This is a genomic window from Pseudomonas sp. NFACC24-1 (assembly GCF_900115235.1).
In the GTDB taxonomy this organism is placed as follows: Bacteria; Pseudomonadota; Gammaproteobacteria; order Pseudomonadales; family Pseudomonadaceae; genus Aquipseudomonas; species Aquipseudomonas fluorescens_AA.
In genome coordinates, this window is record NZ_FOVS01000005.1 from 1 (window position 1) to 23161 (window position 23161).

At 59.8% G+C, this 23161-nt stretch carries 18 protein-coding genes and 2 pseudogenes; 12 read left to right on the top strand and 8 right to left on the bottom strand.

Annotated features, from left to right (window positions below; all coding sequences use genetic code 11):
* Window positions 1–2957, bottom strand: a 2957-nt coding sequence (locus BM317_RS06670) for a non-ribosomal peptide synthetase (protein ID WP_139236020.1), incomplete at its 3' end; no start/stop codon positions are given.
* Window positions 2958–3636: 679 nt separating this feature from the next.
* A complete protein-coding gene (locus tag BM317_RS06675) occupies window positions 3637–4446 on the bottom strand; it encodes an isocitrate lyase/PEP mutase family protein (RefSeq protein WP_092473611.1) in 810 nt (269 codons plus the stop codon).
* A gap of 118 nt (window positions 4447–4564) precedes the next feature.
* On the opposite strand from BM317_RS06675, the pseudogene BM317_RS06680 reads away from it, so the two are divergent.
* Window positions 4565–4672: pseudogene (locus tag BM317_RS06680) on the top strand (transposase domain-containing protein); the annotation flags it as partial.
* 54 nt (window positions 4673–4726) lie between these two features.
* Here the strand turns inward: BM317_RS06680 and BM317_RS06685 are convergent.
* Complete coding sequence (locus BM317_RS06685; RefSeq protein WP_092473612.1) at window positions 4727–5554, bottom strand: SDR family oxidoreductase; 828 nt, start codon at window positions 5552–5554, stop codon at window positions 4727–4729.
* Between the two features lie 111 nt (window positions 5555–5665).
* Between BM317_RS06685 and BM317_RS06690 the strand changes: the two genes are divergently transcribed.
* A complete protein-coding gene (locus BM317_RS06690; RefSeq protein WP_092473614.1) occupies window positions 5666–6589 on the top strand; it encodes a LysR family transcriptional regulator in 924 nt (307 codons plus the stop codon).
* Between the two features lie 234 nt (window positions 6590–6823).
* Here BM317_RS06690 and BM317_RS06695 read toward each other — a convergent pair whose 3' ends face one another.
* Window positions 6824–7651 carry an AraC family transcriptional regulator gene (locus BM317_RS06695; RefSeq protein WP_092169110.1) on the bottom strand — a complete coding sequence of 276 codons (828 nt, stop codon included), beginning with the start codon at window positions 7649–7651 and terminating at the stop codon, window positions 6824–6826.
* A gap of 189 nt (window positions 7652–7840) precedes the next feature.
* On the opposite strand from BM317_RS06695, the gene BM317_RS06700 reads away from it, so the two are divergent.
* The 7 genes and pseudogenes from BM317_RS06700 to BM317_RS06730 all read left to right on the top strand — a co-directional run bounded on the left by BM317_RS06700 (window position 7841) and on the right by BM317_RS06730 (window position 14054).
* The gene (locus BM317_RS06700) at window positions 7841–8980 is read left to right on the top strand and encodes an ornithine cyclodeaminase family protein (RefSeq protein ID WP_092169065.1); all 1140 of its coding nucleotides are present in this window, start codon (window positions 7841–7843) and stop codon (window positions 8978–8980) included.
* Between the two features lie 33 nt (window positions 8981–9013).
* Window positions 9014–9436, top strand: a complete 423-nt coding sequence (locus BM317_RS06705; RefSeq protein WP_092169062.1) for a RidA family protein — start codon at window positions 9014–9016, stop codon at window positions 9434–9436.
* Between the two features lie 58 nt (window positions 9437–9494).
* Entirely contained in the window at window positions 9495–10787 is a 1293-nt protein-coding gene (locus BM317_RS06710; protein WP_092473616.1) for an NAD(P)/FAD-dependent oxidoreductase, read from the top strand.
* 61 nt (window positions 10788–10848) lie between these two features.
* A pseudogene (locus tag BM317_RS06715) lies at window positions 10849–11067 on the top strand (alpha/beta fold hydrolase); the annotation flags it as partial.
* Window positions 11064–12260 (top strand): multidrug effflux MFS transporter, encoded by a 1197-nt coding sequence (locus BM317_RS06720; RefSeq protein ID WP_092169056.1) that lies wholly within the window; start codon window positions 11064–11066, stop codon window positions 12258–12260. The pseudogene BM317_RS06715 and the gene BM317_RS06720, both read left to right, overlap by 4 nt.
* A gap of 206 nt (window positions 12261–12466) precedes the next feature.
* Window positions 12467–12802 (top strand): hypothetical protein, encoded by a 336-nt coding sequence (locus BM317_RS06725; protein WP_256574059.1) that lies wholly within the window; start codon window positions 12467–12469, stop codon window positions 12800–12802.
* 40 nt (window positions 12803–12842) lie between these two features.
* Window positions 12843–14054, top strand: coding sequence for an MFS transporter (locus tag BM317_RS06730; protein WP_256574060.1), 1212 nt, complete (start codon window positions 12843–12845; stop codon window positions 14052–14054).
* Window positions 14055–14095: 41 nt separating this feature from the next.
* On the opposite strand, the gene BM317_RS31005 is transcribed toward BM317_RS06730, so the two are convergent.
* Window positions 14096–14218, bottom strand: coding sequence for a hypothetical protein (locus BM317_RS31005; protein ID WP_256574061.1), 123 nt, complete (start codon window positions 14216–14218; stop codon window positions 14096–14098).
* Window positions 14219–14514: 296 nt separating this feature from the next.
* On the bottom strand, window positions 14515–16662 hold the full coding sequence (locus BM317_RS06740; protein WP_092473620.1) for a methyl-accepting chemotaxis protein: 2148 nt from the start codon (window positions 16660–16662) through the stop codon (window positions 14515–14517).
* A gap of 235 nt (window positions 16663–16897) precedes the next feature.
* Between BM317_RS06740 and feaR the strand changes: the two genes are divergently transcribed.
* Window positions 16898–17797, top strand: coding sequence for a transcriptional regulator FeaR (feaR, locus tag BM317_RS06745; RefSeq protein ID WP_092169050.1), 900 nt, complete (start codon window positions 16898–16900; stop codon window positions 17795–17797).
* A gap of 505 nt (window positions 17798–18302) precedes the next feature.
* Window positions 18303–19634 carry an alginate export family protein gene (locus BM317_RS06750; RefSeq protein ID WP_092169048.1) on the top strand — a complete coding sequence of 444 codons (1332 nt, stop codon included), beginning with the start codon at window positions 18303–18305 and terminating at the stop codon, window positions 19632–19634.
* A gap of 95 nt (window positions 19635–19729) precedes the next feature.
* Here BM317_RS06750 and BM317_RS06755 read toward each other — a convergent pair whose 3' ends face one another.
* Window positions 19730–21214 (bottom strand): aldehyde dehydrogenase family protein, encoded by a 1485-nt coding sequence (locus BM317_RS06755; RefSeq protein ID WP_092473623.1) that lies wholly within the window; start codon window positions 21212–21214, stop codon window positions 19730–19732.
* 138 nt (window positions 21215–21352) lie between these two features.
* Window positions 21353–21829, bottom strand: coding sequence for a MarR family winged helix-turn-helix transcriptional regulator (locus BM317_RS06760; protein WP_092169044.1), 477 nt, complete (start codon window positions 21827–21829; stop codon window positions 21353–21355).
* A gap of 204 nt (window positions 21830–22033) precedes the next feature.
* Between BM317_RS06760 and BM317_RS06765 the strand changes: the two genes are divergently transcribed.
* Window positions 22034–23158 (top strand): amidase, encoded by a 1125-nt coding sequence (locus BM317_RS06765; RefSeq protein ID WP_092473624.1) that lies wholly within the window; start codon window positions 22034–22036, stop codon window positions 23156–23158.
* The last annotated feature ends 3 nt before the right edge of the window (window positions 23159–23161 follow it).

Consider the following 23161-nt stretch of genomic DNA (forward strand, 5'->3'; position numbering starts at 1 on the left):
CGACCGACCCGCGGCACCCCGAGGACCTCGGCCCACAGCTCGGCGAGTCGGGTTTCCACTGGCCCTTGGGGCGCTTCGTAGCAGTGCAGGGCGAAATGCTGTTCGTCGGGCTGGGGCAGGGCGTGGCGGTCGAGCTTGCCGTTGGCGGTCAGCGCGAAACTTTCCACCTGGACGAAAGCCGCCGGCAGCATGTAGTCCGGCAGCACGGCCGCCAGGCGGGCGCGCAGGGCGTTGGGCGCTTGCGCCTCGGTGGCGCTGAAGTAGGCCAGCAGGCGCTGCTGGGCATCGGCCAGCACCAGCGCCTCGCCGATCCCCGGCAGGGCCTTGAGCTGGGCTTCGATTTCCCCCAACTCGATGCGAAAGCCTCGGATCTTTACTTGGAAATCATTGCGGCCCAGGAACAGCAGCACGCCGTCGACGCGCCAGCGCACCAGGTCGCCGGTGCGGTACAAGCGTGCCCCGGGCACCTGGCTGAAAGGGTTGGCGACGAAGCGTTCTGCGCTCAGTCGCGGTTGGTTCAGGTACCCCAGGGCGAGCCCATCACCACCAACGTAGAGCTCGCCGGCCACCCCAATGGGCACCGGGCGGCGCTGTTCATCCAACACATAGACCTGGGTGTTGCCCACGGGCCGGCCGATGGGAATGTCACCGGCCAACGCGTCCTCGAGGGTGATGGTGTGAGTGGTGGTGAAGGTGGTGTTTTCCGTCGGCCCGTAGCCGTTGAGCAAGTGCTTGGGTGGCGAATGGCGCAGGACCTTTTCGATGCGTCGCGGATCGAGCACGTCGCCGCCGACCATCAGGTAGCGCAGCGCGCCGAAGGCCGGCGCCAGGGCCTCGGCGTACTGATGGAACAGCCCGGCGGTGAGCCAGAGCACGCTGACTTCGTGGTGCAGCAGGTGCTCGTTGAAGCGGGCCGCGTCCAGCAGGGTTTCCCTGGGGCAGACCACCAGACAGCCGCCGTTGAGCAGCGCGCCCCAGATCTCCAGGGTGCTGGCGTCGAAGGCCGGGTTGGCGGCGAGGGCGAAGCGGTCCTGGGCGGTGAACTCGGCGAAGCCGTTGTTGCGCACCAGCCGGGTGATGGCGCGGTGCGGCACCTGCACACCCTTGGGCGTTCCGGTGGAGCCGGAGGTGTACATGATGTAGGCGACATCGCCGGCCCCGCGGGCCGGGTGGGATTCAGCCAATGCATGGTCTGACGCTGCAACGTCAATGAAGCGGACGTTTTCCAGGGCGGGCCGATCATCACCCGCCACCAGCAGCCAGGCGCTGCCACAGTCCGCCAGTACCCGCGCCTGATGGGCCGTCGGGGCCTCCCGGTCGATGGGCACGTAGCATGCGCCGCGCTTGAGGATCGCCAGGATCGACACGATCAACGCCGCCCCCCGGGCCAGGCACAGCGCCACTGCATCACCGGCGCCAATCCCGCAGGTCGCCAAATGCCCAGCCAGGTGCTCGGCCCGTTGGTCGAGCTGGCGATAGCTCAGGGTCTGCGCGCCGTCCAGCAGCGCACACGCATCGGGGCGCCGTTGCACCTGCCCGGCGAAGAGCACAGGCAGCGGTTCATCGGCCGGGTAGTCACGGCTGCTGGCATTGAAATCATCAAGGATCTGCTGCCGTTCGGCTGTGTCCAGCAGGACCCAGTCGCCCAGGGCCCGGGTTGGTTCGGCGAGGACCTGATCGGTCAAGCACTCCAGGCGCCGCAGGTGCGTGGCCATCTGCTCGGCACTGAACAGTCGCGGGTCGTAGTTGAATTCCAGGAAGGGTTCGACCTGGGCTTCGTAATGCCGCAGATAGATCGCCAGCGGATAGCGCTCATAACCGTTGTGCCAGGTACGCAAAGCGCAGCGGGCCGAGGCCAGGTTGACGTCGCCGGGGTACTGTTCGACCGACAGCATCAGCTCGAACAACTGGCCGGGATGGCCGGCGCGAGCCCGCAACTCACGATGCAGGCTTTGCAGGGGGTAGCGTTGGTGACGGTAGCTGCGCAGGGTCTGGCTGGCTACCTTTTGCACGGTCTCGACGAAGCTGGCGGCGGGGTCGACCTCGACCGTCAGCGGCAGCACCGAGGAGAACATGCCCACGGTCCGTTTCTGCAGGGGATTGCTGCGGTTGTGCACCGGAACGCCGATGACCAGCCGCTCACGCTGGTCGGTCACCCGGCTAAAGTAGCCGCCCAGTAATGCGCTCAGACAATGGCTCAACGTCGCGCCCTGGGTTCTTGCCCACTGGGTCATGAGGGCCAGGCGCTGGTGGCCCAGGGTCCAGATCGCCTGGGCACTGGGCTGCGGCTCGCTGGCGCTGGCCGGATCGCGGGACGGCGAAGCGCTCTGGAACAACGGTTCCGGCAGTGCCGGGAACTGTTCCAGCCAGAAATCCCGCGCCTTGGCGTGGCGCGCCGAATCGATGTAATCGCGGTCGCTGGCGACAAAGCTGCGATAGCCCTGAGCCAACACCGGGTCCAGTTGGAGTGGCTCGCCGACGAACAGTTGGTTATAGGCGGCGCTGACAGCCTGGCCGACCAGGCCCACCGAAGTGCCGTCGCTGATCAGGTGGTGGTAGCGGCTGTTCCACAGCGCATGGGTGTCGGACAGTTGAAACCATTCCATGCCCCACAGAGGTTGCCCGTGGAGCGAGAACGGCGTGCGATTCAATTGCTCGATGGCGGCCATGGCCCGCTCCTCGGACTCACCGCGCCAATCGTGGAAGGTGAACGGCACCTGTAGATGTTCGGCGACCTGCTGCTGCACCTGCCCATCGCGGTCGCTGATCATCAGCCGCAACGCATCGAATTGGGCCACCACGGCTCGCAGCGCCGAGGCGAACAGCGCGTGGTCCACCGTGCCGTGGATTTCCACGGTTACGCCGATGTTGTAGGAGGGTGTGTCGGGCGATAGCAGTTGGTCGAGCCAGACGGATTGTTGCGTGGAACTCAACGAAATGCATCGCGGTTCGATCATGACACCTCCTTGTGCAGGGGTCGTGCCCCTGGGTCGACGCGGCAAGGCTTGTGGCCTGCGCGATACGGACTGGTCCTGTTTAGAAAAACAACGGCATACAAGCCTCGACGCTGCCCCTCGGCCGGGTATGGCCGCGCTGGAAACGGTTTTCCGGCGCCTTTTGATGGGGTGGGGCGGGCTTGATGCGCATTTAAAATAGCAGCGCTTTTGCAGATGGGAAGCACTTTTTTAATTGTTGTACGATGTCGTATAGGAATTTTTTTCTCGCCCCGCCGCGGGCTAGAGCTGCCGCGCAGGCTTGAGCCCGTGCGTTGCCTGCTCGCTCACCGGGGGGGCGGTCCCCGCCCCTTGCAGGCGGGATACATGAGAGGCGAGCGTAGGAGCGGCCCCCTTGGATGGAACGGCGAACGGTGCAGCCCTGACTACCAGCACCTTTCAGGATGAAACTGCCAGTGCGGCGTACTGACCACCGATAACATCGATTTGAGTAACACGATTTGTAGCCAGGACCAGCAGAGCAAGGCCCGTGATTGCGGGCGATGTGCTCGCTTCAGGTTGATTGCGATCATTATAGAAATACGCTTGCAGGCCTTGGTGTCCGGTCTATCTGGGCAACGTGTTGGAGCTGGCAGTGCAATTTCTGCTCGGACTGGCGTTTGGCCTCGTCCGAGGACAGGCATTACTCGTTTTTCACCGCCATCAAAGCGTTCAATTCGCCGTATGTGTGGGCTTTCAAGGTTTGGGTGTCGAGTTGGCCGTTGTCCAAGAAACTGCGGACCAATGCTCCCATGGCGCCGTGCAGAAACTCGGCGATGCTGGAGCCCGCGCTGAGTCGTCTGACCCCCAGACGCTTCAATTCGTCGGGGGAGGGCAGTCCGTCCCGGGACAGCAGGTTGACTGGCAGTTTGGTCTCCTGGCAGAGGGTGGCAATTTCGTTTGAATCGATCACGCCAGCGGCAAACAGGCCGTCCGCCCCGGCGCTGGCATACAGTGCGGCGCGCTTCAGGAGTTCCTCCAGGCGTTGTTCGGCGGGGAACAGGTTCTTAAGGTAGACGTCGGTCCGTACGTTGATGAACAGCTTGACGCCCGCCTGGTTTGCCACCTTTTTCGCAACGTCGATCTTGCGACCCAGCAGCTCTGGCGAGCCCAGGCCGTCTTCGATGTTTATCCCGACCGCCCCGGCGGCGATGACTGTGTTGATTACTCGACCGACCTGCTCCAGGTCATCGGAGTAGCCGCCTTCGATATCCACCGTGAGCGGTACGCTGAGCACCCGTGCCATCGACTTGACGGTGGTGCTCAGCAGGTCGAGAGGCAACTTGTTGCCATCCTGATAACCATGAGACCAGGCCATGGCCGCGCTGCTGGTCGCTACCGCCTTGCCGCCCAGGCGTTCGACGATGCGCGCACCGCCCGCATCGGCCACATTGGCCAGGACCAGCAGTCCGTTCTGATGCAGATGGTGAAAAGCGGTATCCAGTGCAGTCATGACAGTCCAATTCCTTTGAAAGGTATGCTTTTAATGGCGAAGGGCGACGTGTTAGGGGCCGGTTGTGCAATGCAGTTGCTTAAGTATGGGACCTCTGTGAGGTAGGAAACGGCGGTACCTCAATGGGCATGATCCGTATGCCTATCTCAAGGACGTTCTCACGCGCCTGCCGACGCAGCGGGCGCGTGAGCTTACTGATCTGCTGTCTAGTAACTGGAAACCTTAACGCCGCCACATTCTGCAAAGCAAATACCTGTTGCAACTCTTCTCTGAACGGAACTCACTCGATCTCAGTGCTCATTGCGATTTCCTTGTACTGCTCCAGCTCAGCCACTCGCTGGCTCAGCGCTGCGTGGACACGTCCATAAGCACCGCTGCCTAACAGCAGACGTTTTGGCGCCGGTTCGGCTTCGGCGATCCCCAGCATGGCTTTGGCCATTTTCTGCGGATCTCCTGTCAGGGGGAAAGCACCACTGGCGACAGCTCTACGCACCTCGCCGGCAGGCGTCTGTTCGTATTCCGCCATCACCGGAGGGCTGATCAAGGCCGCGGCAAAGTTCGTACGAGTCGGGCCTGGCTCTACGAGGGTGAACTGAATGCCAAATGGTGCAACCTCCTGCGCGACCGATTCGACAAAACCCTCAATGCCCCATTTGCTGGCGTGGTAAAGGCTGAAGTTTGGATAAGCCAGTTGGCCGCCCTCCGACGATACTTGCAGAATTCGACCGCCCCCTTGCCGACGGAGAAAAGGCAGGCAAGCGCGAATCAACTGGATTGAGCCGACCAGGTTAGTTTGCAATTGCTGATTGATTTGTTCGTCACTGCATTCCTCGGCGGCGCCGAATAATGCGTATCCTGCGCTGCTGACCACGACATCAATGCGCTCTAGTTCAGTGAATGCGCGGTTAACGACATTCCGAATGGCGGATGTATCGTTCACATCCAGTGCCGCTGTCCACAGCCGTTCGCCGTAGCGCTCTTTCAAGTGACTGAGTGCTTGAGGTTCACGCAACGTAGCCGCCACGCGATCCCCACGTCCCAGCAATTGCTCAACTACCGCCAAGCCAATGCCGGACGAGCTGCCAGTGACTAACCAGGTTTTATTCATCGGTATGTTCTCCTCAGAGCGAGCCGGACAGGCTTGCGAGGGTTTAACGCTACGCGTCCTGGACTGCTGCTACTATCGAGCAGAATGAGGATGACCTGGTGAAAAATAGCCATGAATGAATTCCCCCTGTCACTCACTGACGTACGTGCGTTGGCGCTGATCGTTGGTCACCGAAGCTTCCGAAAAGCGGCGGATGAGCTGGGTTTGTCCGCGTCCACGCTGAGCCATTTGATGAGAACCCTCGAGGCAAGGCTCGGGATTCGTTTGCTCAATCGCACAACGCGCAGCGTCGCTCCGACGGCAGCGGGGGAGCGCCTACTGAGCCGGTTGAGCCCGGTATTGCGAGAGTTTGCGCTGGCTGTAGATGAAGTTAATCAGTATCGGGATCTTCCAAGTGGCACCCTGCGCATCAATGCAAGCGATCAGGCTGCCCGCGTTTTGATGGAACATGCCTTGCCGACATTCCTGCGACGTTTCCCGCAGATGTCGGTCGATCTTGTCACCGATGGTCGCTTGGTCGATGTCGTTGCCAACGGCTTCGACGCGGGCATCCGTTTGGGTGAGTCAATACCTCAAGACATGATCGCCGTTCCGATAGGCCCGGATATTCGGTTTGTAACCGTCGCTTCCCCGAACTACCTCAAGACTCATTCATACCCATTGACCCCAGATGATCTGCTTCGACATCAGTGCATCGGCATCCGAATGCCGAGTGGTAAACCTTATCGATGGGAGTTTGAAAAGCATGGGCAGTCATTGGTCATCGATCCCAAAGGACAGTTGATCCTCGATAACCCGGAAATCATGGCCGACGCCGCCATTTCTGGACTTGGCATCGCCTACGTGCCAGAGCGCGTAGTCTCGCGATCTTTGGCTGACGCGCGACTTGTGAAGGTTCTGGAAGACTGGTGCCCGCCAATTCCAGGATTGTTTTTATATTACCCGGGACATCGCCATATCCCATCTGGGTTGCAGGCATTCATCGAAGTCCTGAGGGAATGCACCACAGCCCATGTTGAAAATAATGAGGCCTAGGGTTTTCTGCCATTGCCTTGTCAGACGCATATCGTTGGGATGGGTAGATGACTTGGCCGGGCGGATACGACGTTATTACCTCCTATTCCGTCTAAGAGACTGATTTGGCCATCGTCCAAGGAACTGCGGACCAATGCTCCCATGGCACCGTACGGAAACTCGCGATGCTCGAACCTGCACTGAATCGTCTAACGCCCAGATGCTTAAAATTCTTCCCGCGAGCAGGAGCAGGGCTCAGGCGAAGCTGATGCGGTCGATATAAGCGTTCCGCAGCATTATGCGCTGGTAATCGCAAGGGGTTGTACTGATCAGCTTCTTGAAGTCGCGCAGGAAGTGCGATTGATCGGAAAAGCCCAGGTCCAGGGCCAATTCCGAGAATGACACTGCTTGCTGGGTATTGAGGGTGTCGAGGGCTGTCTGGCAGCGGATGATCCTGCAGAAGGTCTTGGGTGACAGGCCGGTGTCATGGCTGAACTGGCGATGGATGGTACGACTGGTGTACCCACTGAGATCTTCAAGCTGCTGAATGCGTAGATCCCCACGGCGCGCGAGTGCCTGGTGGATGACCATCGCGGTGAGTTTCGATGTCCTGCCCATCAAGCGTGGGGTCAGGTAGTCGTTGAACAGCTTCATCTGTTCGTGCAACTGCGGGGCTTTGACGATGCTTTCGAAAATGCGCTGGGCAAACGCAGATACTTCCAGCAGATCCCATTCCTGTTCGGTCAGGTCCTCAGCCAGTACGTTGATGAAGCCAGGAATTACCCCCGGCGAAAAGCGTACACCGAAGTAATGATGCCCCTGGAGCAGTTCAACCCGTTGCGCCTCCAACGGAGTGCCACAGATTCTCACACTCGGACGCGTGCTATCACAGTCGAACACGATGTCCACGCAGCCGTCCGGCACCGCCAGCAGGTCTGCTGAGTGGGCGACATCAAAGGCATAGAAATGCGAAATGGCCGGGTGGTCGGAAGGTATTACCGAAAATCGCGATGAACTGAGTACGAACCAGGGTTGTTCGTACGCGGTGCGGTGCCGTGGCATCGGCGTGCGCAGGTTGACCATGACCGGACCTTTGAGTGGAAAAATACGGGAATAATCACGCATTTTTCGCGCCAACTCTTACGTTCGGGAGGGGCAAGTGTCAATGTCCGAAATTTACAATACCGCCGCAAACCGCGGCTTGATACTCGACCTCGATAGCGTGGGAGCAGCGCCTACCGCAGCGATATCACCTTCAGTTCGAGAATAACTATGTCAACTACTACAAAAATAGACTTCATCTACCTGTCCGAGCAGGACATGATCCGCGCTGGCGTGACCGACATGTTGGCCTGTGTGAACACCATGGAAGAGATGTTCGGCCTGCTGTACATCGGTGATTACCGCATGGCCGGCCCGAACAACGATTCCCACGGCGCGATGGTGGTTTTTCCCAAGGACTCGCCGTTCCCGAACATGCCCAAGCCCACCGCTGACCGGCGCATGATGGCAATGCCGGCCTACCTGGGCGGCAACTTTTGCACCGCGGGCGTCAAATGGTACGGCTCCAATATCGCCAACCGCGAAAAAGGCCTGCCACGCTCGATTCTGATGTTTACCCTCAATGACCCCGACACCGGCGCACCGCTGGCCCATATGTCCGCCAACCTGCTGTCGGCGTATCGCACCGGTGCGATTCCCGGTGTCGGCGCGCGCCACCTGGCCCGTAAGGACTCGAAAGTGGTCGGTTTGCTCGGCCCGGGTGTGATGGGCAAGACGACACTCGCCGCATTCATTGCCGTTTGCCCACTAATCGACACCCTGAAGGTCAAAGGCCGTGGCGAGAAAAGCCTGAATGATTTTATTGCCTGGGTTAAGGAAACCTACCCACAGGTCACCACGATAGAAGTAGTCGACAGCCTCGAAGAGGTGGTACGTGACTCCGATCTTGTTACTTATTGTAGCTCCGGTGAGGTAGGCGACCCCTCAAACTACCCAATCGTCAAACGCGAGTGGGTCAAACCGGGAGCCTTCATGGCGATGCCGGCGTCCTGCTCCTTGGATGAAGGGATGGAGCGTGCCGACGTGCGCAAGGTGCTGGACAATACCGGTCTCTATGAAGCCTGGTTCGAAGAGTTGCCCAAGCCTGCGCACCACTGCGTACCGGTGATCGGCGTACGTTTCATGGACATGATCGCCGAAGGCAAGATGCGGGCGGACGAGCTCGAAGACATCGGCAAGATCGTTGCCGGCGAAGCTCAGGGCCGTAGGAACGATGAAGAAATCATCATCATGTCGGTAGGCGGCATGCCCGTGGAAGATGTGGCCTGGGGCACCGTGGTGTACCGCAATGCCATCGAAAAAGGCATCGGCGTGAAACTGAATCTGTGGGAAACCCCGGTGCTGCGCTGAGCCATTTCTGACCAAACTGACGAGACCTTCGACATGACAAAAATCATCAAGCTCAAGACCGGTTCCCCGTTTGAAGACCAGGCCAGCTATTCCCGCCTGGTGGTGGTGGACAACTGGATCTATGTGTCCAATACCGCCGGCCGCAACCCGCAAACCAAACTGATCCCGGAGGACATCCTCGAACAGACGCACCAGGTCTTCGCTAATATCGAAACCGCCCTGGCCGCCGTCGATGCAAGCCTGGCCGACGTGGTGTGTTCGCGGGTGTTCATCCAGGATCCCAAGGATGTGCCGGCAGTAATGACCCTGATCGGCGAGAAGTTTCGCGGCGTCGACCCGGCCAGTACGGTCACGTGCCCGCCGTTGGGTTCGACGGTCTACAAGGTGGAACTGGAAGTGACGGCCTATCGCAACGCCTCCAAGGCGCAAGTCGAAGTCATTCGTCTGTCGCAGTAAACCATTACACGGCCGTACGCTTGCGCGGCTAACCTCCATTGCTTATCGAGTCTTGATCATGGCCCCGACTATTGCGCCCGTGAATACGTCTACCGTGTTTCCCACCGTGACCTCCGTCGTCATCATCGGTGGCGGAATCATCGGCTTGACGGCTGCATTGACACTGGCCGAACGCAATATTGCCGTAGTGGTGCTGGAAAAAGGCCGTATTGCCGGCGAGCAGTCTTCACGCAATCTGGGCTGGGTGCGCAAGACCAGCCGCCATGCCGGCGATATTCCGCTGGCTCTGGCCGCGGACCGCTTGTGGGCACAAATGCCTGAGCGTGTTGGCGCGGATGTGGGCTACCGGCAAGAGGGCATCATGTTCGTCGCGCGCAACGAAGCGCAGATGGCGATGCATGCAGGCTGGCTCAAATCGGTCGAGCACCTATCCCTTGATTCGCGATTGCTCAGCAAGCGTGAGATCGCGCAGCTTGTGCCGGGCGGCAAGGATGACTGGGCCGGCGGGATCTACACGCCGTCCGATGCCCGCGCGGAACCGACGTTGGCCAGCAGCGCGATTGCCAAGGCTGCCATGGCCCTGGGTGTTGTGATCATCGAGCAGTGCGCGGTGCGGACGCTGCAGATGTCCGCCGGAAAGGTCAGTGGCGTGGTCACAGAGAAAGGCGAGATCCGCTGCGACCAGGTATTGCTTGCAGGCGGGATGTGGTCGCGGCGTTTTCTGGGCAACCTTGGCGTGTCATTGCCGACGCTGGCCTTGACCTGCTCGGTGCTGCGTACACATCCGATGCAAGGGCCCACCGAAATTGCCGTGGGGGCGCCGGACTTTTCGTTTCGCAAACACAAGGACGGCGGCTTCATCATTACCCAGCGCGGCAAGCTGGACGCCTTTTTGACTCTCGACCACCTGTTACTTGCCAAGCAATACATGCCGCAATTTCGTGCGCAGCGCAGTGTGTTGAACGTGTCGCTGGGCAAGTATTTTTTCAACGACCTGGCGCTGTCCCGGCGCTGGTCGGCCGACAGCGTCAGCCCGTTCGAACGCGTACGCGTGCAGGATCCGGCCGCCAACCCGCGGCTCAATAATGATGCGATGAATAACCTCAAGGCTGCCTGGCCGGTGTTCGAGCAAGCGAAGATAGCCCAAGCCTGGGCGGGTACTATCGATGTGACTCCGGATTCGAATCCGGTGATAGGGCCGGTCGCGAACATTCCCGGCCTGACCCTGGCCACCGGTTTTTCCGGGCACGGTTTCGGTACTTCGCCGGCGGCTGGTCACCTGGCAGCCGATCTCGTCAGCGGGCATACGCCGATCATCGATCCAAGCCCATATCGCTTTGATCGTTTCTAAGTCGCAGGTCCTGCACTCACGGAGCAAAACGATGTTCCCGGACAGCCGTTTTTTCATCAGTCCGGCGGTGCGTGCCCTGGACTGCCCGACCTTGTTCATTCGCGGCGTGCGCTTGGATTCTCTGCCAGCGGCGACATTTCAAGCCATGCGCGACAGCAATGTGCAGGCGCACACGGCCGAGGTCGCGGACGCCAGCCACTCTGTGCACGACGACCAAGGTGAGATCTTCAACCGGCTGGGCGCCGAGTTTCTTGAACGCATCGAGATCCTGGGCCGATGAACGCTCGTACGCGGCTGACTGCATTGCTTTCATCGCTGACGGCCTTTGTGCCGTTTTCGATCGACACTTACCTGCCCAGTCTTCCGCAAATCGCCCAGGACCTGTCGAGCAGCACCGCGCAGGTGCAACATACCATCAGCGCCTTCCTCGCCGGGTTGTGCCTGGGCATGTTGTTCTACGGCCCGCTGTCAGACCGTTATGGTCGTCGTCACCTGCTATTGGGCAGTCTGGTGCTCTACGTGGTGGCAACCCTGGGTTGCCTGTTTGCCTGCAGCGTCGAGCAATTGATTGCCTGGCGCTTTCTTCAGGCGTTGGGCGGGGCGGGTGCATTGGTGTTGGCCCGCGCTATCGCCAGGGATTTGGTGGGCCTGGTGCAGGCAGCCAAGGTGCTGTCGTGGATGCACCTGTTGACCATGATGGCGACGCTGGTCGCGCCGATGATCGGTACCTGGCTGGTGCTGATTCAAGGCTGGCGTACGATTTTCGCCGCGTTGTTCATCCTGTCCAGCCTGTGCCTCTTGGTGGTCGCGCTGGGCTTGAAGGAGAGCCTTCCGGTGCAGGAGCGTGGCGCATCGGTTAAGACGGCCTTCGCGGCCTACCTTTCCATCGCCGGCCAGCCGAGGGCGGTGGCGTTGATCCTGTGCATGTCTCTGGCGTTTGGCGGCATGTTCGCCTTTATCACTGCTTCGCCTTTTTTGTATGTCGTGTACTTCGGGGTGTCGCCACGGGTGTTCAGTGGATTATTTGCCCTGAACATCCTCGGCATCATCCTGGTGACCTTCATCAATGCCCGCCGGGTGGGCCGTTACGGGCCGCAACGCATGCTGGGCGTGGGCGCCGTGCTGGCGGGCGGGGCTGGGCTGATGCTGTTGCTCGTAGGGCTTACCGAATGGGGCGGGCTGGCAAGCATCGTGTGTTGCATGGTGCTCTACATGGGCGTGACCGGCTTACTAGGGGCCAATTGCACGGCCTGCCTGATGGCGCTATTTCCACGCCAGGCCGGGGCGAGCGTTGCACTGGGGATCTCGGTGCAATTCGCTACCGGAGCGCTGGCCAGTCTGTGGGTGAGCTATTTGGCCGACGGCACGTCGTGGCCCATGTGTCTGGTGGTGGGGTGTTGCGGGCTGGGTTGTCTCGTAGCCTATGTTTTTACCCTCCGTACGCCTGTCCGCTCGGTAGCAGTGCAGGCTTGAGTCAACTGGCGGGTGGTTTGTCAGCCTTAACCAAAAATCCGGCAATATTGGACATGCCAGCCCAGCCAATTCGCTACACACTGTTGGCGTGATAAGCAGAGCGGTGTCGTTCGGATGTGCATGACGCGGCCAATGCAATGTTGGCTATCGATGCATCCAGAGGGGCTCGTCACTGCATGGCCCTGATAATAGAGAGGTAGGCTGGCATGTCGTCGTCTCTGGAAAACCCTTCTTCGTATTACGCCATGACCCGCAAGTACGACCTGCATTATCGGAGCCTCGCAAATGATATCGAGGCTGAGGTCGTGATCAACAAGCGTCAGGGCAAGCTGTTGCAAGCCTTAACCAAAGACTTCCAGAGCCTGAACCCAGATCAGGAAATCACTGATCTGGAAGGTTCACAGGTACGCAGTATTGTCGGGTCCGACATCTACTCCTGCGCACTCAAGCGTATTTTCGGTAAGGACCGTTTCAGGGCTGTGCTGTGCTCCCTGGGCAAGGTTTCTCACCGACTCAATGCCTACCGTGTAGGCCACCATTAAGCAAACTTGAGCCTCTGTCTATCAAGCCAGGACACTTAAAATGAAAACTACAAAAAAAAATCCGATCGATAAAGTATCCGTTTATCTGTGTGCAGGGCTGGTCTCGGGCGCAGGCGCGCTGTTATTGAACGTGCTTCCCGTGCTGTTTGGAGCGCTTGCGGAGCGCTTCGGACTTGGCGAGCATCAACTGGGCAACCTCGCCATGGCCATGAACCTGGGGTTTGGGGCGTTCGGGTTGGCCTCCTTGCTGTGGATTCACCAGCTCAGTTGGCGGGTTATTTCGGCACTGTCGTCGGCTGTGGTGGTGGGCGCGGTGTTGTCTGTTTTGCGCGCCCCCTCCTATGAAATACTGCTGGTGATCATGGCCCTGGCCGGCGCTGGGACAGGCGCTTTGTATGCCCTGGCCATGACGATCTTCGGTGACAGTTCTCAGCCTGAACGTGCGTTTGGTTTCAAGCTGGGTATCGAGACCGTGCCGGGCGCCTTTCTGCTCATCGTGCTGCCGGTGGCGGTGGCGCCAGTCTGGGGCTTTGAGGGCATGCTGATTACCATCGCCATTGCCATGGTGGTGATGGGCATCTTGCCGCTGCCGTGGGTGCCGCGCCGCAGTGAGCGGCAATTGGATGCCTCCGATGCTTGCGGGCTGATTGCCAGCGTAGAGAGTCGAGCCATCGTGTGGTTGAGTCTGGTTGCCAGTTTGGTGTTCCTGACCGGCATCATGTCTGTGTGGGCGTTCCTTGAGCTCATGGGGAAAAAGACCGGACTGACATCCGATACCATCGGGATGGTGCTGGCATTGGGCTTTTTGATCAATGCCGGCGGTGGTTTCATCGCCTCGGCGATCGGCCTGAAGGTGGGGCGCTTCATGCCGGTGGCCGTGATCATCCTGGCGGAGTTGCTGGGCCTGGTGGCACTGGCGCAGTTTTCTTCCCTAGCTACCTATGTCGCAGGGGTTATTTGCTTTCTCTTTTCGATCAGCTTCGTGCTGGCTTATACCTTTGGCGTCATGGCTGAGTTCGACCTGTCGGGCAAGCTGGTCGCACTGGGCGCGCTTTGCCTGTCCCTCGGTGCGGCATTCGGGCCGGCCATTGGTGGGTTCCTGATCGAGGCATTTGGTTACTCTGCGGTATTGGTGTTCTCCGGCGCCTGTTCGGTGGCGGTCCTGGCTATCTACGGTGCTGCGGTGTTGAGAGTTCAGCTAGCGTTCAAGCGCACACAGGATTCAGACATCGCCGTCCTTTCCCGACTGTGAGTGCTTTGTGAGAGCTATTCAGCGCGCACCGGGGCATTGCGCTAAGCCTCGACGAACGCCGCCAGGCGTTCGCTGACGGTGGCGTACTCATCCTTGTCGGCCAGGGTGAAGGGCACCAACTTGAACCTTCCCCTGGCGTAAGACGTGCTGGTAGTCATCCTCATGCCGCGCAGGTACCTGCGCGGCATCGTCATGTAGCTCTTGATAATATTCCCCGGTCGCCTGCGCCATGGTCGTAATCATGCGCTTGGGTGTCGGCCAGTCGTACAACGCTGCTGACTGGCCTTTGAGGCGCGTGCTGAAACTTCTAATTCATATTCGTCTCGGCAAGTACAGGTGTGCACGTCAGCGATAACGTCAGCAAAGGGATTTTGAACATAAGTGGGTGATGGAAAAAGGAAGTGACCAGTGCGCACGCGTACAGCACCTGAATGAGCGAAAGCGTCTGCCTGGTCTGCGTTCAGGTCTTGAATTTCCGCACCAGCGCCTGTTGCTCGGTGGCCAGTTCGTTCAGTTGCTGGCTGATGCTCGCCGAGCGTTCGGCCTGGGTCGACAGCGAAGCCGTGACATCACGCACCGCTACGACATTGCGGTTGATCTCTTCGGCGACACTGCTCTGTTCTTCCGTTGCGCAGGCAATCTGCACGTTCATGTCGGTGATGACGCTGACGGCCTGGCGAATCTGTTCCAGCGCTTCAAGGGCCAGGCGCGCCTCGATGGCATTGCGTTGGGCCAAGTCATGGCTCTGCTGCATCGCTGCCGTCACATCGTGGGTGCCGCTGTGCAGGTTTTCGACCACGGCACCGATCTCTTCGACCGACGCCTGAGTGCGTTGGGCCAGGCTACGGACTTCATCGGCCACCACTGCAAAGCTACGACCGGCATCACCGGCTCGCGCGGCTTCAATGGCAGCATTGAGGGCGAGCAGGTTGGTCTGCCGGGCAATCGAGAGGATGACTTCCATGACTGTGCCGATCTGTTGACTGCTCGACGATAACGCCTGCAGACGCACCATGCCATTGCTCATGCCTGTGGCCAGCGCCTGGATGCCTTGGGCGGTGTTTTCGATCACGCGCACCCCATTGCTGGTGGCCTGGTCGGCATGCCGCGCGGCATCCGCTGCCTGCGCGGCACTCTGGGCGGCATCCTGCGAGGTCGCCGACATCTCGTGCAGAGCGGTTGCCATTTGTTCGAACTCGCGAATCTGCTGCTGCATGCCAGCATGTGTGAGGCTGGCGACCTGGGCCGATTGATTGGCCGTCTCGCGAGCGTTGTGTACGGCCCTCTGCACCGTGGCGATCACCGGTTGCAGTTGATCCAGGAACCGGTCGAAGGCATTGCACAATCGGCCCAGCTCATCCTTGGCAGGGTAGGCCAGACGCCGCGTGAGGTCACCTTCGCCATCGGCGATATCCTCGAGCAGTCGAGCCACCCGCAGCAGAGGGCGGGTTACGCTGCGGGCCGTCAGCCACATCATTGCGACCCCCAGTATCGCCGCAGCGATGCCGAGAGCGAGTTCAAGTAGCAGGCTGTTTACCCGCTGCATGTACATCCGGTCCTTCAAGGTGACCACCGGGGCGGCTAGCACCTCTTTTGCAACGGTGACCACCACACCCCAAGGCGTTGCATCGGCAAAGGGGCGAATCGGCACGATCACGCTGATTCGTTGGTCATTTTCAAGGGTTCGAACCTGTCCCTCGCGCATAGTCTCGAGCACATCCGTGGCCTGGGCGGGAAGTGTTGCCTGCAATGGCTTGCCCAGTTGCTCCGGATGAAGGCTATCACCGGCCACCAGGCCTGCCGCACTGATAATCGAAATGCCGCCCTGGCCGTCATAGAGAGTGGTACTCGCTTTTTGAGCATCCCGCTGCAGGGTCTCCAGGCTGATGTCCAGACCCAGTACCGCCACGACTTTGCCGTTTTCAATCAGTGGCAAGGCAATCGTGGTGACCAGCCTCGCCGGTGCGCTCGAATTGTCGACGTAGGGGTCGAGCAGGCAGGCTTTGGCATGGTCGCGGGCGCAGGTGTAGAACGTGTTGAACGGCGCGCCGCTGGGGCCTGGAGAGATATCGGCAAGGAGCTTTTCATCGCCCGGTACCATTTCCAGCTTTCCGGACGAGGGCTGTAGCCAGTACATCGAGAAGCGCCCGCTGTCGTTGCTGGCCAGCGCTTGCTGACCGATGAAGTCTGCATCGCGTCCATCCAATGCATCGGGTTCGAAGACAATGAACAGGCCCAGCAATTCAGGACGTTCGGTAATTGCCTGATGCAGCACCTGCGCCAGGTCCTGCCTCAAGGCGTGGGACGCAGCAGGGTCAGGGGCCTTGTCGGCGCGGTCGCGCAGATGCATCACCTGGCGACTGAGACCTTGACCGAACTCGTAGGCCCGGTTGAATCCTTGTTGAATAGCCAGGGCCTGGGACTGGCCTTGGGCCTGCAAGTTGTTCTGGGCCGACGTGAGTAACAATTGGCCGGATGTGTCGACGATCAAGTCCTCACTGGTCTGGCGTTGCCCAAGGGACAGCCCCACGACCAGTGCCACTACTGTAGCCAGGCAGACGCTGGCCAGCAGGGCGATCTTGTTTTGAATGCTCAATGCGAGACTCATCATGTGTTCGATTCCGCGGCGCGTGGTTGGCACCACAGGCTAGCGGGCTTGACCTGCAAACCATATGGGCTGGCACCCTGGCACAAAGGCTTGGCGTTGACAGACAAATGACGCCCTTCATTTTTTTTATTCGCGAGTTGGCTCGCTCTGTGCTTGCTCCTTGAAAAGGCTTTTTTTGTTACCGAAATCACGTGAAATACGCACTAAATTTGGGCGTGCCCCGGAGAGAATATCTATGAGTGGTCAAGCGTTGTCGGCATGGAACGAAAGTGTACGCGCGGCCTGCGGCCGTTTCGAAACACGCTATGACCATTGCCAGAGCCTTTTCATTGGGGAAATCAAACAGACGCAGGTGGGTAGCACGGCTGTCGCCCACATTCGTAGCAATGCCAATGTGATTGCCAAGTCAATTCGGGTAGGCGCGCGCGATTCGTCGGATAGGTGTTTCCTTGTGTTACAACAACAAGGCTCGATGGCCATTGAGCTGGGTGACCGGGTCGTTGACCTGCGAGCAGGTGACCTCGCTCTGCTCGACTTTTCCGATTCGGTAAAAATGACACCCCATGGGTTGTTTTCCCATGTGTCGATCCCTCTGCCGCGTGAGTTGTTCAAAGGCCTGGACCGTACCCGTTTTGGCAAGCTGTCGACCACGGGCGTCTGCGGCCAACTGCTTGGCACGCTGGTGCGTCAGGTCGCTGGAGGCGAGCTGCCTCATTGGTCTTGCCCGCAGGATGGCGATGGCATGCAGAGGGCGTTGGTGGCCCTGCTTGAGTCGGTGTTGGAGTACCGTGCGAGCGAGCACTCGCCGGGATGGCAGTTGCATGAAGTGCAATCCATCATCCAGCAAAGGCTTGACTCACCGCGGCTGTCGCCAGCGTCGCTGTCCGAAGAACTGGGCATTTCCAGTCGCCAGCTCTACAGACTGTTCGAGGCCAGTGGCGATAGTGTCTGCCGTTACATCTTGCGTGAGAGGCTTTTGAAGGCAGCGCAGGATCTTCGTGACCCGGTTTGCGCACATCGCTCAATCACCGATATCGGTAGCTACTGGGGGTTTGCCGACTCGGCGCATTTTTCCAAGACGTTCAAGAAGCAGATGGGCCTCACACCGAGTAGCTACAGAAGCCTGGGACACTGACCTTGGGTTCAGGGAGCCGTGCGATGTGACTGCCTTTTTATCGCATCCGCACGGCTTTTTGCTGGTCGCGATTTGAGCGCGAACTGGCAATGATTTGCAAAATGCTGTCCAGCACGACCAATCAATCGGCGCCCATCTGCTTCAAAATTTCTGTGTGCCAATTACAACCTGGCCTACAGCGATCTGATCAATTCAATCATTGAAACGGGTGCCCCATGAACAAGAAAGTTTCGTCCCCCCTTGTACTTCTGGCTGCTCTGGACTGTGGCTTTTCTCACGCACACGCGCAATCGCCCATGCCGCTGCACACAGTTATTGAGAGCATGGGCAACGAGTCTCTCCCTTCAAGATGAAGAGCCTGTTTGGCTGAAAAAAGAGCATGGCAACTGGTTCATCGTCGCGGACATGTTCGCCAACGGTGCAATCGCTCAGTAACAGATGCTCGGTCAACACAATAATAAAAACGCTGTGCCGCTGTGCGGCACACCAGGGGAGCGCGCGAGTCATGAAACCAGGATTAACGAATGTAATAGGGCGTTGCGTCTGCATCGCGGGGAGCCTTTGGTGCACTGTCGGGCAGGCCTATGTGCTGGTTGATGAGCCGGACCGCACGTTGTCGCTGGATGTGAGTTCTACCGTGGGCGTTTTTCACAGCAAGAAAAATTATCAGCAATGGGGTAATCGTGAGCCGGGGCATTCCAGTTGGCGTGAGGGCTACATCAAGTATGGATTGAGTGGCAGTCTGGCTAGCGACGACCTGGGCTCGGTGTTTGGCACGTTGAGTCGAACCGCGTCGGCGACCTGGGGAGATGGCGATGCGGCTGGTTTCACCAACGGCACTGAGCGCACTGATAAATGGGAAGAGGCCTTCGCGGGGTGGCGCTCCGCTGACCTCTTCCCGGCGCTTGGCAAGGACGGCGTGGAAGTCTCTGCCGGCAGGCAGGCGATCCTGCTGGGGGACGGCTTTCTGGTTGCGGGTGATGGTATTAGCGCGGGCAGGGGGCTTGCGGACAATCGTTTCAATCGCGGGGGAGGCTATTACATCACGCCGCGGCGTGCGTTCGACCAGACATTCTGGTTGAAGCTCGGTGGGCAGCAGGGCTTGCATGGCTCGCTCGGCTGGTTCAAGTCGGACAATCCGATCCAGGCAAAAGTCGAGATGGCTTTTTCCACCCTTGAATACACCGCAGACCTGGGGACGGTTGGCATGACCTACCTGCATGGGCTCGGCGTCGACCAGAAGTTTGCGAGCGGTGCCCAGGTGGACCGCGATGGCATGGACGTCTACAGCCTTCGCGCGACAGGAGACGCTGGTGTACCGGGCTTGTTCCTGTCGTCGGAAATCGCTGTCCAGAGCACTCGTCGCGGTAATGCGAAAGCCGGCTATGTCGAGGCGGCATGGACCTTTGCCGACCTGCCGGGGAAACAGACCTTGGGGTATCGCTTCAGCCAGTACGGCGCTGATTGGGATGCTCTGCTGTACGGATTCAGTCGTGGCTACGGTACGTGGTTCCAGGGTGAGGTTGCCGCCAACTATGCAGGACCGTTTGGCGCGAATACCACGATCCAGCAAGTGTACTGGCGCGCACAGCCGTCCGAGACCCTCGCGGTGAACATCCTGGCCTATGATTTCCGTAACCAGCGTACCCGTGGCGCCATCGACAGTTCGGGACGGGAATTGGATTTCATCCTGGACTGGTCGGTGACACCCAATGTCATCCTGTCTCCAATGCTGGGCCTTTACGACCCCAGCAAAGATGCGGACCATGGAGGTGTGCAGTTAGGTGACGACAAGCTCAATGTGTATAGCGCGGTACTGATCTCGACCAGGTTCTGACCCTGTCAGTCATCGATTAAGCGACGGCTTGGCAGCTTGCTTTTTGCAAGGTTGCCAAGTCCGCGCTTCGCGAACAGCGTCGCTATCGATGTTGTTTAGTAGCGGATGATCACGGATTTCAGCTCGGTGTAATCGTCGATGAATGCACTGCCGAATTCACGGCCAATGCCCGAAGCCTTCATTCCGCCAAACGGCACGCTAGGGTCGACGAACGTGTGCATGTTGACCCACACCGTGCCTGCCTCGATCCGTGGAATCAAGCGCAAGGCCTTGGACAGGTCGTTGGTCCAGAGACTCGCGGTGAGGCCGAACGGGCTGTCGTTCATCAGCTTGACCAGTTCTTCTTCATCGTCGAATGCCAGTACGCACACCACCGGGCCGAAGGTTTCCTCGTGTAGCAGCGGATCGTCCTTGCCAGTGGCTACGATCAGTGTCGGTTCCACGTAGTAACCGGCGCGGTCTACGGCGCGCGCACCGCACACCACCTGCTTGCCCTGCAGGGCTCGGTCGAAAAAGCCGAGGATTTTGTCGAAGTGCGGTTTGTTCGACAACGGGCCGAACTGGGCGTGTTCATCCAGGGGCGAACCGATGACCATCTGCGACAACATTGTTGAAATCTTCTGCGTCACTTGCTCGACGATGGAGCGGTGCACGAACAAGCGCTCGGGCGAGGCACACACCTGGCCCTGGTGCACATAGGCCGACTGCACGAAGCGCGCCACGGCGTCATCGACATCGGCGTCGGCCAGCAGCGCAGCGGCGTTCTTGCCGCCCAGTTCCAAGGTAACTCGGGTCAGGTCGGCGGCCATGGCGGCTTTGCCCACGGCTATGCCGGTGGGCACTGAACCGGTGAACGACACCTTGCGCACGCCTGGGTGTTCGATCAACTGCTGGCCGACCTGGCCACGGCCGTTGACCACGTTGATCACGCCAGCCGGAATCCCGGCCTCGATTGCCAACTCCGCCAGGCGCAGCAAGGACAGGGGGGTATATTCGCTGGGTTTGAGCACCACGGTGCAGCCGGTGGTCAGTGCGGCGCCCAGTTTCCACACGCCGATCATTAATGAGAAGTTCCACGGCACGATGGCCGCCACCACGCCCACGGGTTCGCGCAGGGTATAGGCGCTGTATTGCTCACCGTCCATGGAGGGAAACGACGGGCTCATGGTCTGGCCGCCGATCTTGGTCGCCCAGCCGGCGAAGTAACGCAGGAACACCGCGCTCTGGCCCACTTCGATATGGCGCGACAGGTTGATCGACTTGCCAGAACTCATGGTTTCCAATTGCGCCAGTTCTTCGCCATGGGTCTCGATCAGGTCAGCCAGGCGATTGAGCAGGACACCGCGCAGGTAAGGTGTGACGTGTGCCCAGGCACCCTTGAAGGCAATGCCTGCGCTGTCGACGGCCAGGCTTACATCCTCGGCTTGGGCGTCACGCAAATGGGCGACCGTCTCGCCGGTGCCGGGGTCGACTATGCCGATACGCTGGGTGGATGCGCTGGTGTGCACCGCGCCATCGATGAAGTTGGAATGGTCGCGGGCCAGGAAGGCAACGACTGAGGGCAATAAGGCAATGTGCATGGCGGCGCTCCAATGAGGGGTTGTCGCGCCCGGAGGGCGCTCGAAAGACCTCTGCATTAAAAGCGGATGCACGTTTGCCTGCTTGTGCGAGTCTGCCTGGAACTTGGATATGCCTGACGGTAGCTGCCAGCTCCTGGCTCAAGGTTCGCCGAGGTTATCGAACATCGTTTTGAGCAAGCGGCTCAGGCGTTGGATCTGCGCTTCAGTCATGCCGGTGAAGCTGCGTTTGAATATATCGCTGGTCGCCACCTGAATGCGTTCGATCGCCGCGCGGCCCTCGGTAGTGATCCGCACCTGGGTGACACGGCCGTCGCCCTCGCAGGGCGCGGTATCCACCAGGCCGTCTTCCTTCATGCGATAGACCGTCCTGGTGATGGTCGACAGCTTGGCGATCGCGTGGGTGGATATCTCGGAGATGCTCGACTGGCCGTTCTCCTTGAGAATCAGCAGTACGCGCCAACGCGGGATATCCAGGCCGATTTTCTTCAGTGCCTTTTCCATGTACTGGCTGTAGCGACCATGCACCATGGCCAACCAGTAGTACGGGAAGTCTTCCTTGTGAAAGTTTTCGCTGCCGGGGTCGTAGCGGTTTGCGGGTTTTTTTGCAGAAGTCATGGTGTGCTCAGGTCAGGGGAGGCGGTCAATAATAGACTTTTCTCGTGATTTCGGCGCAATTTTTCATGCGTTGAGGGGGTGGGTTAAGGTCGCATGGGAAGGCTGAAATTTGATTGACAATTCACGTGATATTCGGTGAGTGTGAAAAAGGAAGCGGCGCATCGGGCGCCTTGATTCCGCATTTGGCACTGAAGGTGACCTGACATGACCCTGGTGATTGAACAGCTTTCCCTTGGCGGCGATGGGCCGACCGTAATGGTCAAGGACACGATCGATATCGCCGGCCTGCCAACCCGTGCATCTAGCCAGGCGTTGGCTGACGCCGAGCCAGCCACGGCCCATGCCGATGTGGTGCAGGCCCTGCTGGATAAGGGCTGCCGCCTGGTGGCGAAGACCAGTCTGCATGAACTGGCGTTCGGCACCACGGGGATCAATCACTGGACCGGTACCGCGCCGAACCCGCGTTTTCCAGGGCGTATCCCGGGTGGCTCCTCCAGCGGTTCGGCGGCGGCCGTTGCGGCCGGGTTGGCGGATTTTTCCCTGGGGACCGACACGGGGGGCTCGGTGCGCATCCCGGCGTGTTGCTGCGGGGTGTTCGGCTTTAAACCGACGTTCGGTCGGGTCAGTCGTCGTGGGGTGATGCCGGCGCACAGTAGCCTCGATTGCGTTGGCCCGTTCGCCGCGAGCCTGCCGATGCTGGTCACGGCCATGCAGGCGATCGACCCAACCTTCAAGCCTGTGTCGGCACCGAATACGCCGCGCCTGGGCATCGTGACAGTGCAGGCCAGCGCAGCGGTACAGCGTGTGATCGATGTGGCCATCGCCGGCAGCCGACTGCCCAGCGAAAGCCTTGCATTGCCCAGCCTCAAGGCGGCCTATGACGCTGGCATGGTGGTGATTAACCGCGAGACCTTCGATGCCTGCGGATACTTGCTGGAAACCGGCAAGGTGGGCGCCGACATCGCCGCTCGCCTGGCCGCAGCCGGCAACACCACGGCCGCAGCGCTGGCGCAGGCCGAGCAGGTGCGTGTGCAGTTCAGCGCCGAAGTCGACGCCGCATTGCAGCAGGTCGATGTGCTGGTACTGCCGACCATGCCGGACTTGCCCTTGGCCCTCGCCGACGCAGCCGACACCCAGTCGGTGTTGGGCATGACGGCCTTCGTGCGACCGTTCAACCTGTCGGGACACCCGGCGCTGAGTATCCCGCTGGCCAGCGCCGAGGGCCTGCCGGTAGGCCTGCAACTGGTGGGGGCCAAGGACGCCGATGAACAGTTGTTGGCCATTGCTAGCCGCTTGCTTGAACGCCTGTACGCCAGCCACGAGGGGTGAGAT